Origin of the sequence: Psychrobacter piscatorii, from assembly GCF_904846415.1 — a bacterium.
GTDB classification, from domain to species: Bacteria; Pseudomonadota; Gammaproteobacteria; order Pseudomonadales; family Moraxellaceae; genus Psychrobacter; species Psychrobacter piscatorii.
The window spans coordinates 55,932-79,943 of record NZ_CAJHAR010000011.1 but is presented as its reverse complement, the minus strand read 5'-3'; the positions used below and the strand labels follow the sequence as shown (position 1 = coordinate 79,943).

Annotated in this window: 22 protein-coding genes and 1 pseudogene; 13 read left to right on the top strand and 10 right to left on the bottom strand. The window is 44.9% G+C overall.

Annotated features, from left to right (window positions below; all coding sequences use genetic code 11):
• Positions 1-340 precede the first annotated feature (340 nt).
• Positions 341-994 (bottom strand): RdgB/HAM1 family non-canonical purine NTP pyrophosphatase, encoded by a 654-nt coding sequence (gene rdgB, locus JMX83_RS06995; protein ID WP_201599994.1) that lies wholly within the window; start codon positions 992-994, stop codon positions 341-343.
• A 380-nt stretch (positions 995-1,374) separates the two neighbouring features.
• Between rdgB and JMX83_RS06990 the strand changes: the two genes are divergently transcribed.
• The 4 genes and pseudogenes from JMX83_RS06990 to JMX83_RS15220 all read left to right on the top strand — a co-directional run.
• Positions 1,375-2,004, top strand: coding sequence for a superoxide dismutase (locus tag JMX83_RS06990; protein ID WP_201599992.1), 630 nt, complete (start codon positions 1,375-1,377; stop codon positions 2,002-2,004).
• Positions 2,005-2,194: 190 nt separating this feature from the next.
• A complete protein-coding gene (locus tag JMX83_RS06985; protein ID WP_227675770.1) occupies positions 2,195-2,746 on the top strand; it encodes a GNAT family N-acetyltransferase in 552 nt (183 codons plus the stop codon).
• Between the two features lie 73 nt (positions 2,747-2,819).
• Positions 2,820-3,227, top strand: coding sequence for a hypothetical protein (locus tag JMX83_RS06980; protein ID WP_201599990.1), 408 nt, complete (start codon positions 2,820-2,822; stop codon positions 3,225-3,227).
• Positions 3,228-3,275: 48 nt separating this feature from the next.
• A pseudogene (locus JMX83_RS15220) lies at positions 3,276-3,365 on the top strand (superoxide dismutase [Fe]); the annotation flags it as partial.
• A gap of 381 nt (positions 3,366-3,746) precedes the next feature.
• Here the strand turns inward: JMX83_RS15220 and JMX83_RS06975 are convergent.
• From JMX83_RS06975 to JMX83_RS06955, 5 genes are all read right to left on the bottom strand, one after another.
• The gene (locus tag JMX83_RS06975) at positions 3,747-4,961 is read right to left on the bottom strand and encodes an IS256 family transposase (RefSeq protein ID WP_201599988.1); all 1,215 of its coding nucleotides are present in this window, start codon (positions 4,959-4,961) and stop codon (positions 3,747-3,749) included.
• Positions 4,962-4,964: 3 nt separating this feature from the next.
• Positions 4,965-5,405, bottom strand: coding sequence for a hypothetical protein (locus JMX83_RS06970; protein ID WP_201599986.1), 441 nt, complete (start codon positions 5,403-5,405; stop codon positions 4,965-4,967).
• Positions 5,406-5,486: 81 nt separating this feature from the next.
• Positions 5,487-6,641 (bottom strand): metal-dependent hydrolase, encoded by a 1,155-nt coding sequence (locus JMX83_RS06965; protein ID WP_201599983.1) that lies wholly within the window; start codon positions 6,639-6,641, stop codon positions 5,487-5,489.
• 37 nt (positions 6,642-6,678) lie between these two features.
• Complete coding sequence (locus JMX83_RS06960; RefSeq protein WP_201599980.1) at positions 6,679-7,497, bottom strand: DUF72 domain-containing protein; 819 nt, start codon at positions 7,495-7,497, stop codon at positions 6,679-6,681.
• A 71-nt stretch (positions 7,498-7,568) separates the two neighbouring features.
• Positions 7,569-8,645 (bottom strand): polyprenyl synthetase family protein, encoded by a 1,077-nt coding sequence (locus tag JMX83_RS06955; protein WP_201599977.1) that lies wholly within the window; start codon positions 8,643-8,645, stop codon positions 7,569-7,571.
• Positions 8,646-9,439: 794 nt separating this feature from the next.
• Between JMX83_RS06955 and fadB the strand changes: the two genes are divergently transcribed.
• The 4 genes from fadB to JMX83_RS06935 all read left to right on the top strand — a co-directional run bounded on the left by fadB (position 9,440) and on the right by JMX83_RS06935 (position 14,622).
• A complete protein-coding gene (fadB, locus tag JMX83_RS06950) occupies positions 9,440-11,599 on the top strand; it encodes a fatty acid oxidation complex subunit alpha FadB (RefSeq protein ID WP_201599973.1) in 2,160 nt (719 codons plus the stop codon).
• Between the two features lie 229 nt (positions 11,600-11,828).
• Positions 11,829-13,001 (top strand): acetyl-CoA C-acyltransferase FadA, encoded by a 1,173-nt coding sequence (gene fadA / locus JMX83_RS06945; protein WP_201599969.1) that lies wholly within the window; start codon positions 11,829-11,831, stop codon positions 12,999-13,001.
• A gap of 285 nt (positions 13,002-13,286) precedes the next feature.
• Complete coding sequence (locus JMX83_RS06940; protein WP_201599966.1) at positions 13,287-13,862, top strand: isochorismatase family protein; 576 nt, start codon at positions 13,287-13,289, stop codon at positions 13,860-13,862.
• Between the two features lie 130 nt (positions 13,863-13,992).
• Complete coding sequence (locus JMX83_RS06935) at positions 13,993-14,622, top strand: HD domain-containing protein (RefSeq protein ID WP_201599963.1); 630 nt, start codon at positions 13,993-13,995, stop codon at positions 14,620-14,622.
• 94 nt (positions 14,623-14,716) lie between these two features.
• Here JMX83_RS06935 and asd read toward each other — a convergent pair whose 3' ends face one another.
• A complete protein-coding gene (gene asd / locus JMX83_RS06930; RefSeq protein WP_201599960.1) occupies positions 14,717-15,553 on the bottom strand; it encodes an archaetidylserine decarboxylase in 837 nt (278 codons plus the stop codon).
• A 129-nt stretch (positions 15,554-15,682) separates the two neighbouring features.
• Here asd and dtd point away from each other — a divergent pair, with 129 nt between their 5' ends.
• The 3 genes from dtd (at position 15,683) to phoR (ending at position 18,160) form a co-directional block, all read left to right on the top strand.
• Positions 15,683-16,135, top strand: coding sequence for a D-aminoacyl-tRNA deacylase (gene dtd, locus JMX83_RS06925; RefSeq protein WP_201599958.1), 453 nt, complete (start codon positions 15,683-15,685; stop codon positions 16,133-16,135).
• 112 nt (positions 16,136-16,247) lie between these two features.
• Positions 16,248-16,952, top strand: a complete 705-nt coding sequence (phoB, locus tag JMX83_RS06920) for a phosphate regulon transcriptional regulator PhoB (RefSeq protein ID WP_058025125.1) — start codon at positions 16,248-16,250, stop codon at positions 16,950-16,952.
• 92 nt (positions 16,953-17,044) lie between these two features.
• Positions 17,045-18,160: a phosphate regulon sensor histidine kinase PhoR gene (gene phoR / locus JMX83_RS06915; protein WP_201599956.1), complete on the top strand. Its 1,116-nt coding sequence runs from the start codon at positions 17,045-17,047 to the stop codon at positions 18,158-18,160.
• 92 nt (positions 18,161-18,252) lie between these two features.
• Here phoR and JMX83_RS06910 read toward each other — a convergent pair whose 3' ends face one another.
• Positions 18,253-18,843 (bottom strand): M23 family metallopeptidase, encoded by a 591-nt coding sequence (locus tag JMX83_RS06910; protein ID WP_201599954.1) that lies wholly within the window; start codon positions 18,841-18,843, stop codon positions 18,253-18,255.
• A 196-nt stretch (positions 18,844-19,039) separates the two neighbouring features.
• On the opposite strand from JMX83_RS06910, the gene JMX83_RS06905 reads away from it, so the two are divergent.
• On the top strand, positions 19,040-19,768 hold the full coding sequence (locus JMX83_RS06905; protein WP_227675769.1) for a putative quorum-sensing-regulated virulence factor: 729 nt from the start codon (positions 19,040-19,042) through the stop codon (positions 19,766-19,768).
• An 85-nt stretch (positions 19,769-19,853) separates the two neighbouring features.
• Here the strand turns inward: JMX83_RS06905 and JMX83_RS06900 are convergent, their stop codons facing one another.
• Positions 19,854-20,819, bottom strand: coding sequence for an alpha/beta hydrolase family protein (locus tag JMX83_RS06900; protein ID WP_201599952.1), 966 nt, complete (start codon positions 20,817-20,819; stop codon positions 19,854-19,856).
• A gap of 304 nt (positions 20,820-21,123) precedes the next feature.
• Between JMX83_RS06900 and JMX83_RS06895 the strand changes: the two genes are divergently transcribed.
• A complete protein-coding gene (locus JMX83_RS06895) occupies positions 21,124-21,807 on the top strand; it encodes an LOG family protein (RefSeq protein ID WP_201599950.1) in 684 nt (227 codons plus the stop codon).
• A gap of 137 nt (positions 21,808-21,944) precedes the next feature.
• Here the strand turns inward: JMX83_RS06895 and JMX83_RS06890 are convergent, their stop codons facing one another.
• Positions 21,945-23,573, bottom strand: a complete 1,629-nt coding sequence (locus tag JMX83_RS06890) for an FAD-dependent oxidoreductase (RefSeq protein WP_227675768.1) — start codon at positions 23,571-23,573, stop codon at positions 21,945-21,947.
• Positions 23,574-24,012: the final 439 nt, after the last annotated feature.

Here is a 24,012-nt window from a genome sequence, read left to right as displayed (position 1 = left end):
GTGAATTATACAGCCAAATAACGGCTTTCAACAAAATTTTAAAAGTAGAACAGTATAATCTATCTGTTTATTAAAGTAAAAATTATCTGTTTGCTATGGTCAGTTCAAAATCATTGGTTCAAAACAGAAACAGATTCTAAAGTAGTTTTATTTTTATATGGATCGCTTGTAGAGTTCACAGGCAAGGTACAGTCAGTTTACTCTAAGACTAACGAAGTACTACTGAGATGAATTTTTCGTAGCCTCTGTTTAGCAGCAAGTAAGGAAAATTTATATCAGTAGCACGTGATCAGAAACGTATTGATTTTACTTTGAACTGATTAGAGCCAATAGAAAAAAACTATAATGACAGCTGCGCCAATAACTGCTGGATTGCCTGACCACGATGACTGATGCGATTTTTATCAGCAGCGCTGAGGCTGGCTGCACTGGCTTGCAATTCAGGTAACCAGAACAATGGATCATACCCAAACCCGCCGTCACCATGCAGTGCTTCTAAAATCTCACCCTGCCATAGACCTTGAGCGATAATGGGTAATGGGTCATCGGCATGACGCACCATGGCGAGGACGCAGACAAACATGCCTGCGATAGGCGTTTTAGTTTGCTGGTCGCGAATGGGCTGCAAATCCGCGATGAGCTTGGCGTTATTTTTGCCATCATTGCCGTGTTCGCCTGCATAGCGGGCAGAGTATATACCGGGCGCATTGCCCAGTACAGGAACGCACAAACCAGAATCATCAGCAATCGCAGGCAAGCCGCTCAGACGGCTGGCATGACGTGCTTTGATAATGGCATTTTCGACAAAGCTTAAACCATCTTCAACAGCGTCCTCGATATCGAGCTGACCTTGCGGAATGATCGTCACATTCAAATTCGCGTCGCGAAACAGTTTTTTGAACTCAGCTAGCTTGCCCTTATTATTGCTGGCGAGTACCCATTGGTTATCGGCAGTTGATTGGGTAGAGAGTTGTGAGGCGTCAGTGTTGCTCATACGGGCATTCCGTTATATAGATGTGAGGATTTCTTATTATGTGGTTTGTACGGGTTATAACATTTGGTAACTGATATCACTGGTCAATTTTGCTATAATGCGCAACAAGCTACAGTGAATTATATCTTATGGCTTATGAACAATTAGTTAATAAAAGCGCAGTAAGCCAAACGCTTGGCTTTTTGCCAAAAATAACAATTAAGTCAGTTTGGATTCATAATAATACGTGATATTGTATCAAGCAGTAATAGGTATTAAGCACTAAATGTCAGTCCAAACAATAAACTCAGCCAATTTAGGTCATGATTTTGTAGCGTCAGAACAATGCAAAATTCAGCTACTATTATTTAATGGCCAAAAACAGCAAGGATAAAATAACTATGTCAAACATTACATTGCCAGATCTACCATACGCAAAAGACGCGCTAGAGCCACATATCAGTGCCGAGACGCTAGAGTATCATCATGACAAGCATCATGCTGCTTATGTAAACAAGCTAAATGAATTGCTACCAGGCTCTGGTCTTGAAGACAAAACATTGCCAGAAATCATCGAAGCAACGGCTAAAGATGAAAGCAAACAAGGTATGTTTAACCAAGCAGCTCAAGTATGGAACCACACGTTCTATTGGAACTGCATGACACCAACGAATGGTGGCGGCGAACCTACTGGCGATCTAAAAGCTAAAATCGAAGAAGATTTTGGTAGCTATGATAAGTTCCGTGAAGAGTTCAAAAACGCAGCATTGACTCAGTTTGGTTCAGGTTGGGCATGGCTAGTTACTGACAAAGTCGGTGGCAAACTATCTATCGCCAAAACTGCTAACGCTGATACCCCACTTGCACATGACCAAATCGCTGTATTGACTTGTGATGTATGGGAACATGCGTACTATGTTGATTACCGTAACCGTCGTCCTGACTATGTTGACACGTTCCTAGACAAGCTAGTGAACTGGGACTACGCAAACGCAAAATATAAAGGTCAAGATGCTGGCGTTGAAGCGTAATATTCAACCAAGTATTTGATTTGAAAAAAGGACGCCGTGAGGTGTCCTTTTTTTTGGTTTGTGTTTTGATAAAAACTAATAGGACAATAAAAATATCACGGTAAGATAGCGATGCCTGATATTTACTCTTCTGACTTTGATAAAGCATGACCTAGACAAATAACAAGACCATAATAACGAGATCATAATAATGACAACTGTACACACACCGCGCCTAAATCTGCGCCCCTTTACCGCCGACGATGCTGCCGACCTGCTCGAGTATCTGTCCAGCCCCATACCCAGCTGTTTTGCAGGCGATAAAGTCACCTCGATAGATGCAGCCGTAGCAAAAATCGCCAAACGACAAAAAGACGAGGGCGACTATCTCGCCGTGTGTCTGAATGAGACGGGCAAAGTGATTGGCGAGATATTCTATGTCAAAGAAGAGCCAGACACTTATTCTGTCGGTTGGAACTTTAATCAGCAATTTCATGGCAAAGGCTACGCCAGCGAGAGCGCACAGGCGTTTATTGATTATTTGTTTGACAAAGCCGATGCCAGACGGGTCTATGCTTATGTCGAAGTAGACAATGTTGCCTCACAAAAGCTGTGCGAGCGGTTGGGTATGCGTAAAGAAGGGCATTTTGTGGAGTTTATCTCGTTTATCAAAAATGCAGACGGCACGCCAAAGTATGAAGACACCTTGCAATATGCCATCTTAAAAAAGGAATGGCGGGCAAAGCGTGACGATGCAAGCTAATTGGTATCGGCAAAAATGACCCCACCAGCGCTATAATACGCATTATCAATCATGAGAATAAGACGAGGGCACGGTGAATAAAGCACGCATCGCAGTACTTGCCATATTGACACTCTTGGTCATCAATTTGTGCTTTGTGATATTTAGCAACTTGGTCGGGATGCGGGCGCTGACTGACTACTCACCGATGGTGATGACGCTATTTAATGTATTTTTGATTACCCTTGGGCTGCTGAGCATTTGGCAGCTGTTCGCGGGGATTGACGGTCATGCGATGCGCGGCAAGATACTGCTATTGCTCGCGGTGGAGTTTTTTGTGGTGTATGTGGCAGGCATTACTAATATCTTCCCGCGCTCGGTCGCGCCAATGGGGCAGACGCTGTTTGTGGTAGAAATTTTTGGCGCTGTGCTGGCGGTGCTGCTGTTTGTTAGTGCGAGCTGGTATATGATGAAGTCTGCGCCCACGCATAGCTCTATGTAAGCAGTTATTCAGTGATTGTGGCGATGGGGTGCTGTTGATTTAAATCTCGACTGTGTAGATACGTTCTTAGATAAGCTTATGAACTGGAACTATGCAAACGCAAAATATAAAGGTCAAGATGCTGGTGTTGAAGCGTAATATTCAACCGAGTATTTGATTTGAAAAAAGGACGTTGAGAGGTATCGTTTTTCTGTTTATGGCGGCTCTCAGCTTTCCATAGGCTTATGCTTTTAACTTATCACTAGCAGATAGAGATATATTAAGTTTTTATCAATCTCAATTGCTAGTTTAGAAAGATAAGAAGGTAAAGACATTATACAGTAGGCATTAATAAGTAAAAACCTGAGTAATAATTAGACACTGAATGAACCTTACCTTTTTGAGTATATGAGAAAGGTAATACTTCTCCATATTCAGTAGTTAAAATGCCTGTAACCTCTAGAATGAAAGAGTCCTTAGGAATTTTTTTTAGATTTATAGTTTGAGTAGAGCCCATCTCAGATTCTGTGTAACTGCCATTTAGATTAAATGCCTGCTTATACGATCATCAAACATAATCATAAAGCGATTCAAAGCAGACGTCCAGTTACGAATGGGCATCGACCACTTTTTGGATGCCTGCTGGGTGGCTAAGTACACCACTTTAAATGCTGCCTGATCAGATGGGAACACCTTACGCTTATTCACTGCCGTCCGAATCACACTGTTTAGCGACTCTATCGCATTGGTGGTATAAATCACTTTTCTGATGTCTTTCGGATACTCAAAGAACACCGTTAAGCCCTCCCAGTTATTGCGCCAAGACTTGACCACGTGCGGGTAATCTTTGCCCCAAGTCTCATCAAAGTGCTCAAGATTGGCCTCTGCCATCTCAAGGGTATCAGCGCCGTAAATGGCCTTTAAATCAGCCGCTACGGCCTTTTTATCCGTCCACGGCACAAACTTCATTGAATAGCGCACCATGTGTACGATACACAGCTGAACCTGTGCCTTTGGATAGACGGTGTTAATGGCATCAGGGAAGCCCTTTAGACCGTCAACACAAGCGATTAAGATGTCTTGTACGCCACGGTTTTGAAGCTCGGTAAGAACACCTAGCCAGAACTTAGCGCCTTCATTCTCTGATAGCCACATACCAAGCAGCTCTTTTTTACCGTTAAGGTTAACGCCTAGGGCTAAGTAAATGGCTTTGTTGATGATCTGCTTGTCTTGACGTACTTTGACGACAATGCAGTCTAGATAGACGATAGGATAAACACTGCTCAATGGCCGGTTCTGCCATGCAGTGATGTCCTCTAAGATGTTGTCAGTGACTCTTGAAACCAAGCTACTTGAGATATCGACATCGTAGAGCTCTTTAATGCTCTCTACAATCTCGGTGGTGGTTTGGCCCTTGGCGTAAAGAAATATGATTTTATCATCAAGCCCTGAGATACGGGTTTGATGCTTACTAACGAGTACAGGCTCAAAGCTGCTATCACGGTCTCTTGGGGTAGATATCTCAAGATCGCCTGTGTCACTGCGGACGGTCTTTTTAGTGTGCCCGTTGCGCTTGTTAGGCTTATCCGCCTTTTCATGCTTGGGGTAGCCGAGATGGTCTTCCATCTCAGCCTCTAAGGCAGTATCGATAAAGGATTGCATGAGCTGCTTTTGAAAGTCTTTGATATCATCAAAGCTGTTCATGCTACCAGCCATTTGCTCGGCCAGTTTCTTAATGTCAGATTGGGTAGTCATTGCTTATTCTCCTGTTAGTGGATTATAAGCAGTTACACAGAGTTTGGGAAAGGCTCTTTGAGTAGCAATGATATCCTTATACATGCCATTCAATTCAAATTTTAAAGGATCTTTTTTATACCTAACTTTTAAAACCTCGCCATCAACTACCAAAATAAGGCTATCAAGTTGTATTTCATCTATATTTTCGCTTTCATCTTTAAATACAAGTGACCAATTATTTCCTAGCTTGTGATTTTCTAAGTTATAAGACTTTTCGAAATCACCGTTATACCAAAAATCAAACTTTACTTTATTGTCTGAGTTTTTAGCAATAGCAAGGTATTGATTGTCAGTATCGTATGTAACATGAATCCATCTTACCTCATAGTAAGGGGTTACTAAAAAATAAATTGAAGTAGCTACAAGGGTTAGCATTATAATAGTGACGATTTTTTTTATCATAGTGTGCAATACCTTACTAGAAACGCTACGTTGATACATCAAGTGTTAGATTGCACACGCGTTACTTCCCAATTTATACCCTTAATCAACCAAAATCCAACCATCGCCACTTACAACCGACTCATCAAACACCCGTTTAAAGCCTTGTTTTATCAGCTCAAAACGCGATGATTCAGTTTGGTTGTCAGGAGTCACCACAGGTGCTTCTATCGGCGTGATGGCTTGCCATTGGGTACTTTGATTGGCTTTGGCAGCTAATACAAAACTAAAGAAAGCCGTATCACCTGCCATCATACGCAAATCATCGACGACCAGTTGTTCGGTTGCATCGCTAGTAGTAGAAGTGGCGGGTAGCATTTGGGCGCGATACCCTGTCCAGTTACCAGAGAACCAGTCAAGACGCTGGGCGTAGGGTCGGCTTTGCGCTGGCAGGTTTGCCCGTAGTGTCTGCGCGTTGTCGTACTGCGTTAGATAGCGATATTCAGGTAAGCGGCTATCCAAAACGCTACCGCGTAACTCGAGCAATCTATTTTGATCGTCTTCGGCAACGGTACGCCACATGAGTATTGTTGGCAACACAGGCATGGTTTTAATGCGCGTAGTATTAATATTAGCCGTTGCCAAAGTTTGCTCAGCTTGGGACTGTGCATGGTATTTTAAGCCTAAGCCGAGCAGCAAATAACTGCTACTAAGCAGCAGCATCCACAGGGTAAAGCGCTGACAGTTGGCCCACAGTCCTGACTTAAATACCGCAAGTTTGCACCCTTTAATAAGTCCCACAGTCACAGCTACAAGTAATGGCAGGGTATAGAGTGGATCAATAATAAAGACGGAGGCAATACTGATGGGGGTTATCTGCAAAGGATCTTGCAATGGCCAAAACAACTGTGTGCCATAGACGGTAAAGCTGTCCAAGATAGGATGGGTAGTCAAAACCAACGTCATGGCGAGTGCTAAGCGCCGCGTTGAATAAGGCAACGGCATATCGCGCCAGTGATGATAGCGACTAATGAGCCAAGCGCCGATGATACCTACTGCGGTCAGAACAAATAATGAATGACTAAAGCTGCGATGGTAAGTCATGTCGCTGATGGGATCGGGGTAGCTGATAAGCACATCCAAATCAGGTAGAGTGCCCAGTATCGCCCCGTATAGGTAGGCTTTACGACCCTGATATTTACCAAGTACTGCCCCTTGGACGCTAGCACCTAAGACGATTTGACTGAGTGAATCCATAGCGCTCTTATTAATTTAAGGGTTGGGTTTAGATTAATTACAATACGTCAAAGTTGTGCGCCGTCAACGCTTCTCTAAGCATTGCAATATTATAATAAGCATGCGCCTTTACCGTATTTTGAAAAAAGACATAGAGCGTATCAAAATGCTGACGCTGATTGGCAATCGCTTGCGCCCAGTCCTGCATTTCCGCCTCGCTATAGCGATAATCATGACGGTCACTTGCGCTCATCGCATCCCACCAATTTAAATTGTTGCCATGCATACGCAGATAGCCTGTACGCTCGGTAAATATCAGGCGTGAGGGCGGCAGTCCGCCAACTTTAGGGTAATCGACGCTACACCAAATCAGTCCTTGCTGTGCAAAGCTATCGACCACTTGCGGGGTGTGCCAGCCGTTATGACGAAACTCGATGGCAAGCGGATAGTCCTTAAACCAGCTGACAAGATTGGCGAGATAGAGACGATGCTCGCGAGTACGGTCAAAGCCATGTGGGAACTGAAGCAATAACGGCGCTAAGGCATCGGCGTCCACCAGCGGGGATAGCGCAGTAAGAAACGCCTGTGCATGCTCTGCAGTGCCTTTGCGCGCATGAGTAAAATCTTGGTGTAGTTTAACGGCGAACTTCAATTCACTATCAGTTTGCACATAGGCTTTATCAACCATTCCCGCAAAGGCTTTTTGACCAATGGGCGCGTAGAATGTGCTATTAATTTCGACTGCGCCGTATTGTTTGGCGTATTCAAGTAGAAAGTCGGTCTTTTTGGTACCTTGCGGATATAGCGTACCGAGTAAGTCAGTATCGCTATAGCCACCAGTGCCAAGATAAATACGCGGGGTAGGGGAACTGTCCATGTTGACCACTCACTACCTTGTTGAATAATAGATTTTGCTAAGCTGTTTTTATTTTTCTGTGATTTGACGAGTTACTTTTTACGCGACCACAGCCACTCAATCAACGCCAACAATGCGTCATTATTTTTGCCAAGGTTGTCTTGATTGTCGTTAAGCTCACGACTGTTTAGTTCATGAGAAATAGCAGCGCGTCCGTCATTGAAGAGCGTTTGCGCATAGCTGGTCGCATCATCGACGCCCATCAATTTTACATAAGTAGATTTATCTAATTTCTCATCGCTACCTGCAGGCTTGCCAAGCGTATCAGTCGTCATCGTCACGTCCAGTACATCATCTTGAACTTGAAAGGCGAGTCCAATATGTTGCGCACACTCTTCCAATGCCATACGTTGTGGCGCCGTTGCGCCAGCACAGACGCCGCCCATGAGCATAGCTGCTTCAATCAACGCCCCTGTTTTATCACGGTGAATGGCTTCTAAATCATCCTGTGCAATACTGGTACTGGCTTCGGCATTGAGGTCTAGCATTTGACCAGACACCATGCGTCGTGCGCGCGGGGCAAATATGGCCATGAGCTGACTTGCAATATCTGCATCGAATGGCGCAAAGGTTGGCATCTCCGCAGTCAATACTTCAAACGCGAGCGTCTGCAACACATCCCCTGCCAGCAGCGCAGTCGCTTCATCAAAGGCAATATGCGCAGTTGGTTGCCCGCGGCGCAGCTCGTCATCATCCATACAGGGCAGGTCATCATGCACTAACGAATAAGTGTGTAGCAGCTCTACGGCCAATGCAGCGCGGCGTGACATATCATAGTCTGAGTCATTTTCTAGCAGCGAATCCAGATCAGCATTGAGCATGTCGATGTCGTCCTTATGCTCGTCTGTACGTTCACTATTACCGCTATTAATACTGGCAAAAGCACTGGCAACCATCAGTGGGCGTACCAACTTACCTTGCCCAGTCATGACATAACGACAGGCATCTACCAGTGGACTAGGCAGCTTGGCATAAGCAAACAAGACCTCAATATCTTGCGCCAGTTGGGCGCGCACAGCACAATGAAATTGCTCAGTGCTTTGAAAAGAGACAGCGTTAAAAGGGGTAAAGCCAGAAGAGGTAGCGCTAGAAGTAAGGGAAACCGTCATAATCCAACCATTTATCAGGGATATAATGAAAACTTATTAGGGATAAGGTAAAAGCGGTATTAGTGTAGCATGATAGGTCATATTGCTCGTGTGAGACACGGTATCAATCGTTTGTTTTTTGCATTTTACGGCTGTCATCTGTTTAAAAATAAAGCAGGATAATCGCAATATCACAACAATATTCGGTCACGTATCGCTGATGTCATTCACTGGTTGAATATGGTCTGATAAAGGCGCAAGCTAAGTAAGTCATATTAATTGGGCTACACCAACGGTTTATCACCCTTGAGGTGGTAGACCGTAAAGAAGAGCAAGACGGAATACATTCAAAATAGCAACTCAGTATACAAGCATTCACTAAAACACTTTGCGCATAAGGTAAATGCCTACAGGTGATTTAAGAGTGACTTGCGAGTATGGCATTAGCTTGTGACAGCTAGGGGCATAATCCCCTACACTAATTGACGTGAAAATGGTCTGATGTTGACTGTAGTGGGTTTTCCCTCAGCGTATTAATTCAGCAATTGTCAGTGTTGGACCATGTCTCAGTCAGTATTTTAATAGCAGTATTTGCAACATATAAATGAAGCGCCGTGTGATGGGGTACAAGAGACGTCAAAATACGTATCACATCATGAGCGCTGGATAATAAAGACATCTTCACTTGTGCGCCCTCTATGTGTTTGTCTTTACAACATGACAGGCGCACAGTGCTATTACCCATTTTACTAACAGTAACTGGCTATTTATTTTAATTCAAAACGTAGCTTTCGTTATATAGAAAGGAGTTTCAAATGGTATACCAAGGAAATCGCATCACGGTGACAATGCTAGAGGATGGCATCGCCAACATGCACTACAACGCCGAAAATGAGAGCGTGAACAAATTTGATGCCGAAACCAACAAACAGTTTGGTGAAGCCGTGACTGCTTTAGAAAAAGCGGACGACGTCAAAGGCCTGATCGTCACTTCAGGCAAAGGCGTGTTTATCGCTGGTGCTGATATCACAGAGTTTGTGGCTTCTTTCAAAAAATCAGAAAGCGAGATCAAAGATTGGGTCGTTCATGTCAATGACGCGTTCAATCGTTTTGAAGATTTGCCATTCCCAAAAGTGGCTGCCATCAATGGCGCGGCAATGGGCGGCGGCTGTGAGATGACCTTGGTATGTGAATACCGCGTCATGAGTGACAAGGCAATCATCGGTCTACCAGAAACTCAGCTAGGTATCTTCCCAGGCTTTGGTGGTACGGTTCGTAGTACGCGTGTCATTGGTATCGATAACGCGCTTGAGCTTATCGCCACTGGCACACCGAAAAAACCACTTGATGCGCTAAAACTCGGCTTGGTTGATGCCACCGTACCGGCTGACGACTTACAAGATGCAGCCATTGATTTGGTCAAAAAATGTATCTCAGGTGAGCTTGATTGGCAAGCGAAACGTGAAGAAAAACTGGCTCCTGTTAAGCTAAACCAGCTTGAGCAAGCCATGGCGTTTAACAGTGCCAAAGGTGCTATTTTCGCTAAAGCCAATCCTAAGCAGTACCCAGCACCAGCCCTCGCTATCGAAGCGATCGAAAAACACGTCAATCTATCGCGTGACGAAGCGATTGAAGTTGAAGCCGCCGGTTTTGCAAAAGCTGCAAAAACCCCACAAGCAGAGAGCTTGGTTGGTCTTTTCTTAAACGATCAGCTGGTCAAAAAACTGGCCAAAAAACACAGCAAACAAGCACATGACATCAATGAAGCGGCTGTACTAGGCGCTGGTATCATGGGCGGCGGTATCGCGTATCAGGCAGCCAGCAAAGGCTTGCCAATCATTATGAAAGATATCAAATCTGAGCAATTAGACCTTGGTATGGGCGAAGCCAGCAAATTGCTTGGCAAAATGGTTGAACGCGGCAAGATGACCCCAGCAAAAATGGGTGAAACCTTAAGCCGTATCCGTCCTACTTTGAACTATGGTGACTTCAGCGAAACTGATATCGTTATCGAAGCGGTCGTAGAAAATCCAAACGTGAAGCGTTCGGTATTAAAAGAAGTAGAAGGGCTAGTAAAAGACGATTGTATCCTAGCATCAAACACGTCGACTATCTCTATTACGTTCCTAGCAGAAGCGCTTGAGCGTCCAGAAAACTTCGTCGGTATGCATTTCTTCAACCCAGTACATCGTATGCCACTGGTCGAAGTGATCCGCGGTGAAAAATCTTCTGAAGAAGCCATCGCAACTACCGTAGCACTTGCCTCAAAAATGGGCAAAGTGCCAGTTGTCGTCAATGACTGCCCAGGTTTCTTGGTCAACCGCGTATTGTTCCCATACTTTGGCGCGTTTGATTTATTGCTCAAGCAAGGTGCTGACTTTGCTCATGTCGATAAAGTCATGGAAAAATTTGGCTGGCCAATGGGCCCTGCTTATCTCATCGACGTGGTCGGTCTAGATACGGGTGTACATGGCGCAGAAGTCATGGCGGATGGTTTCCCAGATCGCATGAAGCCAGATTACAAAGGCGCGATTCAGCATCTGTATGAGAACGAACGTCTCGGTCAGAAAAACGGCGTAGGTTTCTACAAGTATGAAACTGACAAGCGCGGCAAGCCAAAGAAAGTTGCCGATGAAGCCACTTACGAGTTGCTAAAAACCACGACTGACAGTGACAAGCAAGAATTCGACGATCAAGCGATCATCGACCGCACTATGCTGGCGTTCTGCAACGAAACCGTTCGCTGCCTAGAAGACAACATCGTGAGCACGCCTGCCGAGGCCGACATGGCGATGATTATGGGTGTCGGTTTCCCGCCATTCCGCGGTGGCCCTTGCCGTTATGTCGACCAAATGGGTCTAGATAACTACTTGGCACTATGTGAAAAGTACGCTCATCTTGGCAAAGCCTATGAAGCCCCGCAAAAGATTCGCGACATGGCAGCCGCAGGCGAGACTTTTTACTCAGTTGAGTAATGAACATACCGTATTAGGATAAGTGTGGTACGTCTGTCAAAACAAAGATAGCAATGGATTTATCACTATTTTTCATGACAGACGTGCTGTTTTGGCTGATTTACTACAGCGTGCTAAATGATACTCAACGTCAACGCGTATTGCACATGATGCACAGCGTAAGATAAATAAATCATAACGCTGATGTGAACGGTCTACACTGACAATAAAAATTGAAAAGGAAGATAGTATGACAACTTTAAGTCCAAATGATGTGGTCATCGTAGATGGCGTGCGCTCGGCAATGGGCAAAACCAAAAACGGTATGTTCCGTCATGTACGTGCGGACACCATATCCGCTGAATTGGTACGTGCGCTGGTTGAACGTAATGACTTTGACACCAATGACATCGAAGATATTATCTGGGGCTGTGTCAACCAGACACTAGAGCAGGGCATGAACATCGGTCGCAACATTGGCCTCTTGGCGGGTATTCCAAAAACCGCTGGTGGTCAAACGGTTAACCGTCTATGTGGCTCTTCTATGCAAGCACTACACACAGCGGCTGCACAAATCATGACCAACCAAGGTAATGTCTTTATCATTGGCGGTGTTGAGCACATGGGTCACGTCGGCATGATGCATGGTATTGATCTAAACCCTGCCGCCTCTAAGCACTATGCAAAAGCCTCAAACATGATGGGCTTGACCGCTGAGATGCTAGGCCGTATGAATGGCATTACGCGTGAAGAGCAAGATGCTTTTGGTCTTGAGTCACATCGCCGTGCATGGGCAGCGACCACTGAGGGTCGTTTTGACAATGAAATCATCGGTATCGAAGGTCATGATGCTGATGGTCGCTTGCAACTATGTACTGTGGATGAAGTCATCCGTCCAGACGCGACCATGGAGCAAATGCAAAAACTACGTCCAGCGTTTGATCCAAAAGGCGGTACTGTCACAGCAGCAACGTCATCTGCACTATCTGACGGTGCATCAGCGATGCTAGTGATGAGCGCACAAAAAGCAAAAGATCTCGGTCTCAAGCCGCGCGCCCGTATCCGTAGCATGGCTGTTGCTGGTTGTGACGCAGCGATTATGGGCTATGGTCCTGTCCCTGCCACACAAAAAGCATTGAAACGTGCTGGCATGAGTATCGGTGACATGCAAACCATCGAACTAAACGAAGCATTTGCAGCGCAAGGTTTGTCAGTCCTAAAAGCATTGAACTTGACCGACAAGCAAGACATCGTCAACATCAACGGCGGCGCGATTGCTCTGGGTCATCCACTCGGCTGTTCAGGTGCTCGTATCACAGTAACCTTGCTCAACGCAATGGAGCAGTCAGATACCGAAATCGGTCTAGCAACAATGTGTATCGGTCTAGGTCAAGGTATCGCGACTATTATTGAGCGTGTTTAATTTTAAAGTCGGTAGCCAGTTTGTAACATTTGTTGATTAAAAATATCCTAATAATGACCCCTAGCCGTGATGGCTGGGGGTTTTTTGTGAGTATAATGAGCGAGTTAATACTTGGCGTAGTCAAGAGCACATAGGTACTGATGAAAATTATCTCCATTGACGCATTCAAGAAACTGTGACTAAATAAGGGTGAGCTGAGCTAAGACTATTATTGATGAAAATTCTAATGATGGTCATTTTAAAATAGCTTTTAATAATAAATATCAGCCGTACAAGGAGTGTATTATGTCTACGATGATTACTGATCGTACTTACCGAATTGCTCGTGAAAATACCCAAGCGATGATTATCGATGTACAAGAGCGCCTCACGCCACATATCTATGATCACGAGAATATCATCAAAAAAACAGTGACCATAATCAAAGGACTGCAAGCGCTCGGTATCCCCATCATGCTCAACGAGCAGTATAAAAAAGGATTGGGCGATAGCTTGCCAGAGCTTCGTGATGTGCTGGAGGGCGACAATGCAAAGAGCTTTGAAAAAGTCACGTTTAGTGCCTGCGATAACAATGACACATGGCATCATTTAGCGCAGCAAAACCGTAGTACCGTATTGCTTATTGGGGTTGAGGCGCACGTCTGTGTGTTACAGACCGCGCTTGATTTGCTAGACAATGGTATGCAACCGGTCATTATTGGCGATGCTGTTGGCTCGCGTTTTCCATACGACAAAAAACAAGCCATTCGCCGTATTCGCCGTGCAGGTGGGATAATCTCAACAGTAGAAACCATTTTGTTTGAGTTGTGCCGTAGCAGTGAGGACCCTGCCTTCAAAACCATTCTGAATTTGATTAAGTAGATGGTTATATAACAGGGTACTCAGTCATTTAACTCAATGACTTATAAGAGATAGCGCTTGATAACATCAGCGCTATTTTGTTGTTAGCCACACCGTAGTATATAAAACGACTCAAAAATCAGAGAGAAATATGTCCTCAAACACACCGATGTCATTGACCGATCAAAAATCTGCTGCAACTATCGACATAGAGGATGTCACTCATTTCTTACTAGAGCTAGATGCGCTAAAACGCGTAAATCGCCGTAGTTACGTGACTGATACCGATCGCAGAGAAAACTCTGCCGAACATTCTTGGCACTTAGCCATGGCGTGCTGGTCAATCGCTGAGTTGTTTGAGCTGGATGTCAATCATGAACAATTGCTAAAGATGGCTTTGGTACATGATTTGGGTGAGATTGACGCGGGTGATACGTTTTTGTTCGCAAACAGTCGTAGCGACGCACATATTGAAGAACGCGCTGGCATCGCCCGACTGCAAGCAGAGCGTGGTAACGGCATCGCAGCTTTGAGTGAGGTTTGGGAAGAGCAAGAAACGGGTAGTAGCAAAGAGGCTCAGCTGCTCAGAGTGGTTGATCGCTTATTGCCATTTTTACTTAATCTCAATACCGAGGGAAAAACGTGGATTGAATCTCAGGTGACGCGCTCGCAAGTGGCGGCGGCGCTTGCTTTTATCAAAGACAGCTTTCCTTCCATTCATGATTGGCTCTCATACAATATTGACTATGCGACCCAACAAGGATGGTTGATCGACGCGTAAATCTATAAAAACGCTAGGTATAAAAAAGCCCAGTTGAGCATTGTGATCTATGCTTCACTGGGCTGATGTTCTTAAGCGCTTTTACACAGTCATGTTACTGAGCGTTTGCCATTCCCAATAGCTGACCCATTTGTACCACGCTATTGGCATTCATACTATCTAGCCAGTCGGCCCTTGCTGCTTTTGGCAACACTACGATAGCCGTTGATCCTAAATAAAAACGACCAAGCTCTTCGCCTGCCGCAAACTGCATATCGTGATCCGCTTCCTGTATATCATCCGTGCGAGCAATCTTACCTGTCGCGACAGTTTCGATACCAGCGACAATCATCGCGCCTACCATGACAACAGCTGCTTTGCCATATTTGGTATCAAACATGCAGACCAGACGCTCATTACGTGCAAACAAGTCCGGCATATTAGCTGCCGTGGTATTGTTGACCGAAAACAGCGTACCAGGGACGTAGCGAGTTTTGGTCAGAGTACCAGTAAATGGCATATGAACACGGTGATAATTGCTAGGTGCTAGATAGATTGTTGCAAAACTACCATCGGCAAAATAACTGCCATCTTCGCTATCAGCAAGCAATTGGCCAACGTCATAATGACGACCTTTGGCCTGTAGCATTTTATGATCTTTAATTTGTCCAAGCTGAGAGATAATACCGTCAGCAGGACTTACGATGCCGTTTGCAGTGGTATCGATGGTGCGAGCGTCTTCTTTTAGCTCACGGGTAAAAAAGTCATTAAAACTCTCATAAGCATTAAGGCTCTGGCGCTCATACTCATCTAAGCTGATGTTATAAGCTTTGGCAAAACCACGAATAAAGGTACGTTTGACATAAGGATGACGACTGGCGGCCAAACGTCCAGCGACTTTACTGAGCTTTTGCTGCGGTACCAGCTGTTGTAAGGTGGTAAATACATTCATAATAAGGCTACCAAAATAGGATGTGATGTCATTATTGCATAGGCAAGTTAATGGCCGTATTTTATCATGGACAGCGTATTATTGTCTGACCATAAACTGTAAGCCATTTATAAATAAAGAAGGTCGTAAATGAAAGCACTGATACAACGAGTAAGCCGTGCGAGCGTCAGCGTTGATGAACAATGCGTTGGCAAAATTGATCATGGGGTCTTGGCCTATATTGGATTGGGTCATGATGATGATTTTGCCGCCGCCAAGCGGATGATTGACAAAATATTGACCTATCGTATTTTTGAAAATGACGATGATCCTGCCAAATTTGGTAAACTGGATAAAAACGTCCAGCAAGTCGGCGGCGGATTGTTATTAGTGTCACAATTTACTTTGATGGCAAAAACGGATAAAGGTCGCCGCCCTGATTTTGGTGGCGCGATGGCACCTGATGTCGCCCAAGCGCTGTTCGAGCAGCTCATCGACTATGCCAAGACCCAGTATCCAAATATAGCCACTGGTCAGTTTGGCGCTCATATGCAAGTTGAAAGCGTCAATGATGGACCACTCAATTTTCTATTGGAGATCTGACACCAGAGTGTCATCAGGCTGTCATAATTAATCCGTTTAATAGATAGAGACTGGTGAGTATTTATCGCCTTTTTATATGCCAGATTTTGTCCGCTAACACCGAGAATGTCCTATGTATAATGAGAAAATTTTGATTGTTGAAGATGAGCCTGCGATTCGTGAAATGGTTGTGATGACGCTAGAAATGGCTGGGTTTGATAGCCTACAAGCGGCTGACGTATCAGAAGCGCATCAGCAAGTGGTCGATCATAGACCGTCATTAATATTGTTAGATTGGATGTTGCCCGGAGACAAGAGCGGTGTTGATTTTTGTCGTATGCTCAAAAGCGATGAGATGCTCTCTGAGATACCCGTCATTATGCTAACGGCCAAAAGCGAAGAAGACAGCAAGGTTCACGGCCTCGATGCAGGTGCAGATGATTACATGACCAAGCCTTTTTCGACGCGCGAGCTGATTTCCAGAATCAAAGCGGTCTTGCGCCGTAGTAGCGCGATGAGTAGCGACAAGCCTATCGAAATTGGTCAGTTAAGTCTTGATACCAAAAGCCAGCGCGTGACAGCCGCAGGAAAAGTCATCGAGGTCGGCCCAACAGAATATCGCTTATTAGCATTTTTTATGAGTCACCCAGAGCGCGCCTACACAAGAACGCAGCTGCTCGATCAGGTTTGGGGCGGTAACGTTTATATTGAAGATCGAACCATTGATGTACACATCAAGCGTCTACGTAAACTATTGCGCCCTTATGATTGTGATACATTGATACAAACGGTGCGTGGTACAGGCTATCGGTTCTCTAGTCTCATTGAGCCAAGCTAATCTTGTATAAGTTAATTTTTGATAACTTGATCTTGTACGAACAATGCCACCATAACAATAAATAAAATAGCGGATAGTGGTAAGGATAAGAAATGAACAAGATAGCGCCAGCAAAAAAGAAAAAAGACCATAACTATAATAATGACCAGCAAGATGCGTCAGCACAAATCGCTAGCCAAAATGCGACGGAGCAACTGGAGAAAATCAGAAGTGCACTGCGAGCATTGCGAGATGCGGTCATCTTACTGAACGAAGATGATGGGCTGGAGTGGTGGAATCAGGCAGCGCAGGATCTACTATCATTGCAGCCAGCTGACAAAGGACAAAGTGTGTTTGACTTTATCACCGTGCCTGAGTTTCGCCAGTACTATCAAAATACCACCCTGCCGAACGACGGCGTTCATATAGAATCGTGGCGCGAGCCCAGTCGTTATCTAAAGTGTGAGCTCACGCCTTTTGGTGATGAGAAGCTGTTGTTTATTTATGATGTGACCCGCGTACAGCATTTAGAGCAAATGCGCCAAGACTTTGTGGCGAATGTCTCGCACGAGCTACGCACGCCGCTGACAGTGATGATGGGCTATCTAGAGAACTTCTCTGACCAGCCAGATATGCCGCCGCAGTGGCGTCGCGGTTTTGAGCTCATGACTCAGCAAACAGCACGTATGAATCGAATCGTAAATGACTTATTACTGCTCTCCAAGATTGAAATCGAAGAGACACATGAGTTTAACGATGTCGATATGACCAAACTTCTCACCAATATCTATGATGATGCGCAGGCATATAACCAAGCGTACAAGCACACCATTCATTTGCACATAGATACTTATGATGGGTTATATGGGTCGGAGGTGTACTTGATCAGCGCCTTGTCCAACCTAGTCATCAATGCGATTAAATATACGCCAAAAGGCGGTAATATTACCATCAGCTGGACGCAGACATCGGATGGTTGCCGATTTGCAGTCGAGGACGATGGGCTTGGTATCGCACCAGAGCATATTGCGCGTTTGACAGAGCGCTTTTATCGTATTGATAAAGGGCGTAGTCGTGCCACAGGTGGTACAGGATTAGGTCTGGCTATTGTGAAGCACGTTTTGCATCAGCATGAGGCGCAGTTACAGATTGACTCAGTAGAGGGAGAGGGGTCGACATTTAGCGTGGTATTCCCAGCCACTTATGTGAGGTCGGCTGCGACAAATTAGTACAGGTCTTGCCCCATATTGTTTAGACTCACCATGTACATTTTGTTTAGAATCGTCGTGCGCATTTATTTAGCATGGCTAGTTTAGTATACCTAGTCTTTTTGCAAAAGCGGGTAAGGGTTTACGGCACTGCCATTGATATAAATACCGTAATGCACATGGGGCGGTGTCCCTTTTGCATTACCGCTATCACCCACATAACCGATAATATCGCCTTGATTGACCCAATCATTGGGCGCAATATCGGCATAGTCTTCTAGATGCGCGTAATAATGACCAGCACCGCCAGGCCCTACCACGACGACCACGCGCCCACCCAAGTTATTCTCACCAACCTTACTCACAATTCCCTGCGTGGTCGATTGTATCGGCGTGCCACGTTCTGCAAAGATATCGATGCCTTCATGTGAGCGCCCTTGACTGCGTGCCGCACCCCAAGTGTCCGTCAGGTTTTTCTCTGGCAATGGACTGGGGAGACTGTTTTCTGTGGGCAGCTCTTGCTGTAATAGACTCAGCTGTTGCCACTTGGCGACCACAAATGATTGGGTTTGCTCGCTAATACTGGGTAGTAGCTTATCAAAGACAAATAAGAATCCTATCAATACAACCGCTTTAATCAGTACGCCGAGTACACGACTGACAAAAGAAGGCTTCGGTGGTTGGCTTTTTCCATCTGCTAGCATTGATGTCTCTTATCTGTTTGATGTTATATGAGCTAATATTATAAAAGCCCTATCTGCTAAGGTATGTATAGCATTGTTATCTATGGCTTTTATCCCCATAAATACAGATGTAGTTAAATACAAGCACAGCAAATATAATTTTGTCTACTTAACGCTTCGGTTGAGCGATGATGGTGCTACAAATGGTTAACTTTTTATGAATGATGCTTTGAACACCGCTGACATTACAGATACGGCTACTATGGCTGAAACGGCGCTTGTCATCGATACTGAAACCGATCAAGGCCGTGATCCGAGGCCGATTCAAGTGGCGACTATCAACGTGGCAACTGGATTTGAGTGGATGAAGTACTTCAATAGCGGCCGCTCTATATCACCTGTCGTCATCAAGGTGCATGGTATTACTGATGCTGACGTGGCTGGTCTTGAGCGTTTTGAGTTGGATCAGTTTGAGCTGCCAGAGTATTTGATTGGCCATAATGTACGCTTTGATTGGCGAGTGATTGGCAGTCCTTCTGCTAAGCTGATTTGTACCGTGAGACTCGCGCGTGCTGCCTTTCCAGAATGGCGCGCTTATGGTCAATCTCGATGCATTGAGCAGCTGATTGGAAAGGAAGAGGCGAGTGCAATGACGATTGCCGCTCATGATGCGCTAGGGGATGCACGGATGTGCTATCTGCTTTATCAAGCCTGCTGCGAGCGTTTAGAGATTGCGCCGACCGATTTTGCAGCGGCACATGCTATCTCAAATAAAGCGACGCCTGTGAGCAAGATGCCATTTGGTAAGCATAAAGGTAAGCCAATAAAAGAGGTGCCTATCAGCTATGTTAAATGGATGATAGGCAATATTCATAATATGCAGCCATCACTGTATTCTGCCCTAAAGAAGCGGATAGAAGCAGAAAAAACAAACAATGCTGAGTAATAAAAGCGCATTTACCGACTTTGTGTATTGATACAAATAAATGATATCAGTCGCTATGGCTTCTTATACTGATGGATGAACACCGCTATTCACCTTTACTAAACCAATCTACTGCCATTTGCCAAAGCTCGGGTGCTTTAGCATTGGTTTTACTGCTAAAGTAGCGCATGTGACCGATATGATTTAACCCCAAATCTTCAGGATTTAAAAACCGCTTTTCGACGGGCATGTTCGTAAATACGCGTATCATATCATCCATGTTTTCGCTATTGGCAATATCATCATCGCTAAAGCCAAGCCACAATGCTGGCATGTTGAGTGCATCGTAAAAATGGGTGTGTATACTTTTACCGAAAGCAGTTTTGATATAGCCTGCGCCATTACACCATTCACGCCATTGACGAGCCACACCGCGCGGTAGCGGCTCGCCCATGCCAATCTTGTCTGAAGGCGTATAGCCTAGTGTTAAATTGGTGAATGGGATAAACGCATCCATAAATCCCATGGCTTTTAGCTTATAAGGCATGCCCATGTTTTTGATACGGCCTGAAGAGCACGCGACATTGAATACGGAAGTAATCGCCTGATAGTTTGGCATCAAACCGATAAGCTGCCCGCCTGCGCTATGACCGACAAGGTGATAAGACGCTTCAGGAAACTCATCTTGCAGCGCATCAAGTACGGCAGGCATATCGTGGCGACCCCAACTTATCAGCGAAGCATCACATTTTGCCAGATGGGTCGAAAGCGACTCACCAATCCCTTCATTATCAAAAGTCAGTACGCCAAAGCCGCTCTCTGCTAAATACAAAGCAAAACTATGATAAAAATGGCGTTTGATACCGGTGGCGGGCGCGATCATAATCGCTGTTGTCGTTCCCTCTTTAGGGCGATAGACAGTGGCTGCCAATGCCTGATTGCGATCGGTCATGATGCTCAACGAGTACGTGTCGATATTGGCTGCGCCATCAGCAATATTAGGACTAATCAAAGGATTGTTAATAATACTTTCTGCATGCTCTGCGGCAGAAGCAGCGTTGTGATTATCCATCGTGATACCTTCATATTTTTTATGAGTAGATAGTGACTATTAAACTGCGATGAGTCACCAATTCCCATCTTTAAAATGTAGTTGTTGCGTAGTGATAAATCGTTTTGACTATGTGGTAGCATTGCTTATGTTAAGATAAATACTAGCGAGACAGGTACTCAAATATGACTTTCAAGTTTTGTATAACTTGGTTGAACTCATTCTATAAATGATGTGCATGACACTATAAATGAAACGTGTGGTATTTGACCTTTACTAATAACAAACACTCAATAAAAAATGATCGATCAATTAAGGAAACTATATGCAAATGAACATTAACGATGATACTTATGATGTAATCACGAGCAAAGACATCACCAATATAGAAAAAGCCGTGGATAAATCAACACTGACCATGCCGCTAGTGGCCGTATATTGCGGTTCACGCTTGGGCAATGATGAGGTTTATGAGCAGGCAGCACGAGAGCTTGGTAATGCGTTGGCAGATAATGGCATGGGACTGGTATATGGCGGTGCTAGCATTGGTCTCATGGGCGCGGTCGCAGATGAGGTCATCAAAGGCGGCGCGCAAGCCGTGGGCGTCATTCCAACCTTTATGCTCAAGCACGAAATCGCTCATGAGCAGCTGACTCGCTTGCATTTGACCGATACCATGCACACGCGTAAGACTGTTATGGCAGAGTATGCCGATGCTTTTATCACGCTACCAGGCGGACTAGGCACATTAGAAGAAATTATGGAAATCGCCACATGGCGTCAGCTGTATCAACACGAAAAGCCAATGATTATTTTAAATATCAATGGTTTTTATGACCGTATGATTGAGCATCTAACATACACTGCGGAGCAAGGGTTTATGAAGCAGCAAGATTTAGATCGTTTGGTGGTATGCAATACCATCAATGAGGCAATCGAGATGCTACAGACCGTCGTGACCATCAATGATCATGTAGATACAGAAAAAATGGCTGGTAGCAACAGCTAAGCTTTGTAAAATCGAGCAATTAAAAGCAATCACGTAAAAAAGGAGCAGATAACCAAATATCGGTTGTCCGCTCCTTTTTTATAGTCAGTTTTATATTCATAAAGCTAACCGTAAACGCTAGAAATGACTAATATCTGCTATACACCAGCAGGTGAGAGATCATCCAGCGCTGCCTCACGAATGCTATGATTGACATCTGCCATAGCTATTGGGAATCCACGCTGCTCAGCGAGTACTCGTGCAACCTTATCAACAGCCAGACCGTCGTTGTGTGTCAAGTACGCCCATTCGTGTGCATAGCGGCTACGATTCATTGGCGTATCGTTTTGTATCAATCCCAGCGTCGTCAGCTCAGTCACTATCTGATCAGCGGCGATCAAGGTTGAAGATGCTTTGACGTTTTCTGCACGAGCGTAGCGTATATTAGAATACAAGCTTACGTCAGCTACTCGCAACGTATCGTCTTCTCCAGGAATTTGCTGCCCACCATATAGCGCATTGCCGACAGTGCGCGCACTATTGAATGTCGGTACAAACTCAGCCACATATTCAATCGCTTGCTGGCTACGCGCTTGTAGCGGCGCTTTGTCCCAGCCATCCTCGATATAGTGTACGTATTGCTGTGGCAGTTTGGGCTGAGCGCTGTCTGTGCTAGACGCGACCAGACCATCATCAAATAAAGTAATGGCTTTACTCATGCCATGTATCTGAAAATACCCACCCGGATAGGGGGTTAACTGCGCCATACCTTCGGGCGTACCTCGTTGACCGTAGACGATAATCTCTGGAATCTGCCCGCCTGCATCGCCCCAATGGGTGACATAAGAGGATTTAAACTCGACCATGCGTGTGACTTCCACACCAACCATGTCATCGATGACACCAGTGCGAAAACCGCAAGCATTAACCAAATAATCGACTTCGATAGATTCAGCTTGAGAGTCGTTTGCTTGCTGATAGTCGATGCGCCATTTGGTGACATGGTGATCGGCATTGGTACAATTTTCACAATCCACAGGGACTACTTTTTGCACTGTGGTGTCGGTAAAGACATGGGCGTGGTCATATTCCTCAAGCGCCAACTGCGCAGAAGCCGCCAAGCGAAAGATATTCCAGCCGTACTCTTGTACGACAATCAGTGGGAATTTTACTTTATTTAAGTCTAAGTATTTGGCTACTGGTATCATCCACTCATCAACCGTGCTTGGCACCGCAACTTGCTCACGCTCAGACAACTCAAGCAACTGCTCATGACTATAGAGCTGATAGTAATTTTCAGGTTCGCCAAGTACTTTATTGTTGGCATCCTGCTCGATAAGCTCTTGATAAGCTTCTGTCAAAATATCCAAACGCGGTAGCAAGTCTTCAGGCAGTCCTTCATCGCGTGTCGGCACCGCAAATACAGTAGGACGAACATCGATGGTATAAGGATAGAGACGTAATATATCAATACATTGCTTGAGGAGCGCCACACAATCTTCATCAGGTATCTCGCGGTACAAGTTGCCGCCAGCATGCAAATGACACATTGGTGGGCCATCGATGAGTGATTTTTTCTTCTCAAACAAGTAAGTCTCAAGCCCTAGAGCGGCAAGGCGAATAGCAATCGTTGAGCCTGCAGTACCGCCGCCCAAAATACCAACGCGTTTAGTAGGACGTTTGGTGGGCGAGTTTTGATGATCTCCATAAGACAGCACCTTAGAAGAATCATCTTGTTTGACAGAATGAGCGTGATTTTTATTAGAAGACTGAGTCATTGTCGTCATTATATCCTTAGTAGCATTTGCATCAGGCCATGCTCGGTGTAATCGTTAAATGTCTTGTAACTATTGATATGCGTGCGAAGGCCGCTAAGTTCAATATTTATTTATAAGCCACAATAGATGTGTTTTCTATTGTGTAGTAACACTTCATTTCTATAAGTTCATTTTACGAAGAACTACAGACAATATGATGGCAAATACGTAAGTAGATGCATGAGTTTTGTCAACGAGGTAAGGTGGTCTTGGGCAGTTTCTAATAGGCGAGGTTGAGTGCAATATCTGCAGAATGGGGATAAGGTCAGTTTTCTGTAGCCAAAAAGGCTTGTGTTTAAGCATTTTGTAAAATTCAGCCACTTTTGTAAGTTTGTATATTGATGGCCATCATCGCTAAAAACTGTGTGCTATATTTATTTCGCTCAAGTGAGGTTAAAGCTTTGTTTTT

Coding starts and splice junctions, on each gene's coding strand:
- JMX83_RS06895 (WP_201599950.1), top strand. CDS start 21,124: ATGCAAATGAACATTAACGATGATACTTATGATGTAATCACGAGCAAA.
- JMX83_RS06905 (WP_227675769.1), top strand. CDS start 19,040: ATGAATGATGCTTTGAACACCGCTGACATTACAGATACGGCTACTATG.
- fadA (WP_201599969.1), top strand. CDS start 11,829: ATGACAACTTTAAGTCCAAATGATGTGGTCATCGTAGATGGCGTGCGC.
- JMX83_RS06910 (WP_201599954.1), bottom strand. CDS start 18,843: ATGCTAGCAGATGGAAAAAGCCAACCACCGAAGCCTTCTTTTGTCAGT.
- JMX83_RS06975 (WP_201599988.1), bottom strand. CDS start 4,961: ATGACTACCCAATCTGACATTAAGAAACTGGCCGAGCAAATGGCTGGT.
- asd (WP_201599960.1), bottom strand. CDS start 15,553: ATGAATGTATTTACCACCTTACAACAGCTGGTACCGCAGCAAAAGCTC.
- JMX83_RS06990 (WP_201599992.1), top strand. CDS start 1,375: ATGTCAAACATTACATTGCCAGATCTACCATACGCAAAAGACGCGCTA.
- phoB (WP_058025125.1), top strand. CDS start 16,248: ATGTATAATGAGAAAATTTTGATTGTTGAAGATGAGCCTGCGATTCGT.
- fadB (WP_201599973.1), top strand. CDS start 9,440: ATGGTATACCAAGGAAATCGCATCACGGTGACAATGCTAGAGGATGGC.
- JMX83_RS06890 (WP_227675768.1), bottom strand. CDS start 23,573: ATGACGACAATGACTCAGTCTTCTAATAAAAATCACGCTCATTCTGTC.
- JMX83_RS06965 (WP_201599983.1), bottom strand. CDS start 6,641: ATGGATTCACTCAGTCAAATCGTCTTAGGTGCTAGCGTCCAAGGGGCA.
- JMX83_RS06900 (WP_201599952.1), bottom strand. CDS start 20,819: ATGGATAATCACAACGCTGCTTCTGCCGCAGAGCATGCAGAAAGTATT.
- JMX83_RS06940 (WP_201599966.1), top strand. CDS start 13,287: ATGTCTACGATGATTACTGATCGTACTTACCGAATTGCTCGTGAAAAT.
- JMX83_RS06985 (WP_227675770.1), top strand. CDS start 2,195: ATGACAACTGTACACACACCGCGCCTAAATCTGCGCCCCTTTACCGCC.
- JMX83_RS06955 (WP_201599977.1), bottom strand. CDS start 8,645: ATGACGGTTTCCCTTACTTCTAGCGCTACCTCTTCTGGCTTTACCCCT.
- JMX83_RS06960 (WP_201599980.1), bottom strand. CDS start 7,497: ATGGACAGTTCCCCTACCCCGCGTATTTATCTTGGCACTGGTGGCTAT.
- JMX83_RS06935 (WP_201599963.1), top strand. CDS start 13,993: ATGTCCTCAAACACACCGATGTCATTGACCGATCAAAAATCTGCTGCA.
- dtd (WP_201599958.1), top strand. CDS start 15,683: ATGAAAGCACTGATACAACGAGTAAGCCGTGCGAGCGTCAGCGTTGAT.
- phoR (WP_201599956.1), top strand. CDS start 17,045: ATGAACAAGATAGCGCCAGCAAAAAAGAAAAAAGACCATAACTATAAT.
- rdgB (WP_201599994.1), bottom strand. CDS start 994: ATGAGCAACACTGACGCCTCACAACTCTCTACCCAATCAACTGCCGAT.
- JMX83_RS06970 (WP_201599986.1), bottom strand. CDS start 5,405: ATGATAAAAAAAATCGTCACTATTATAATGCTAACCCTTGTAGCTACT.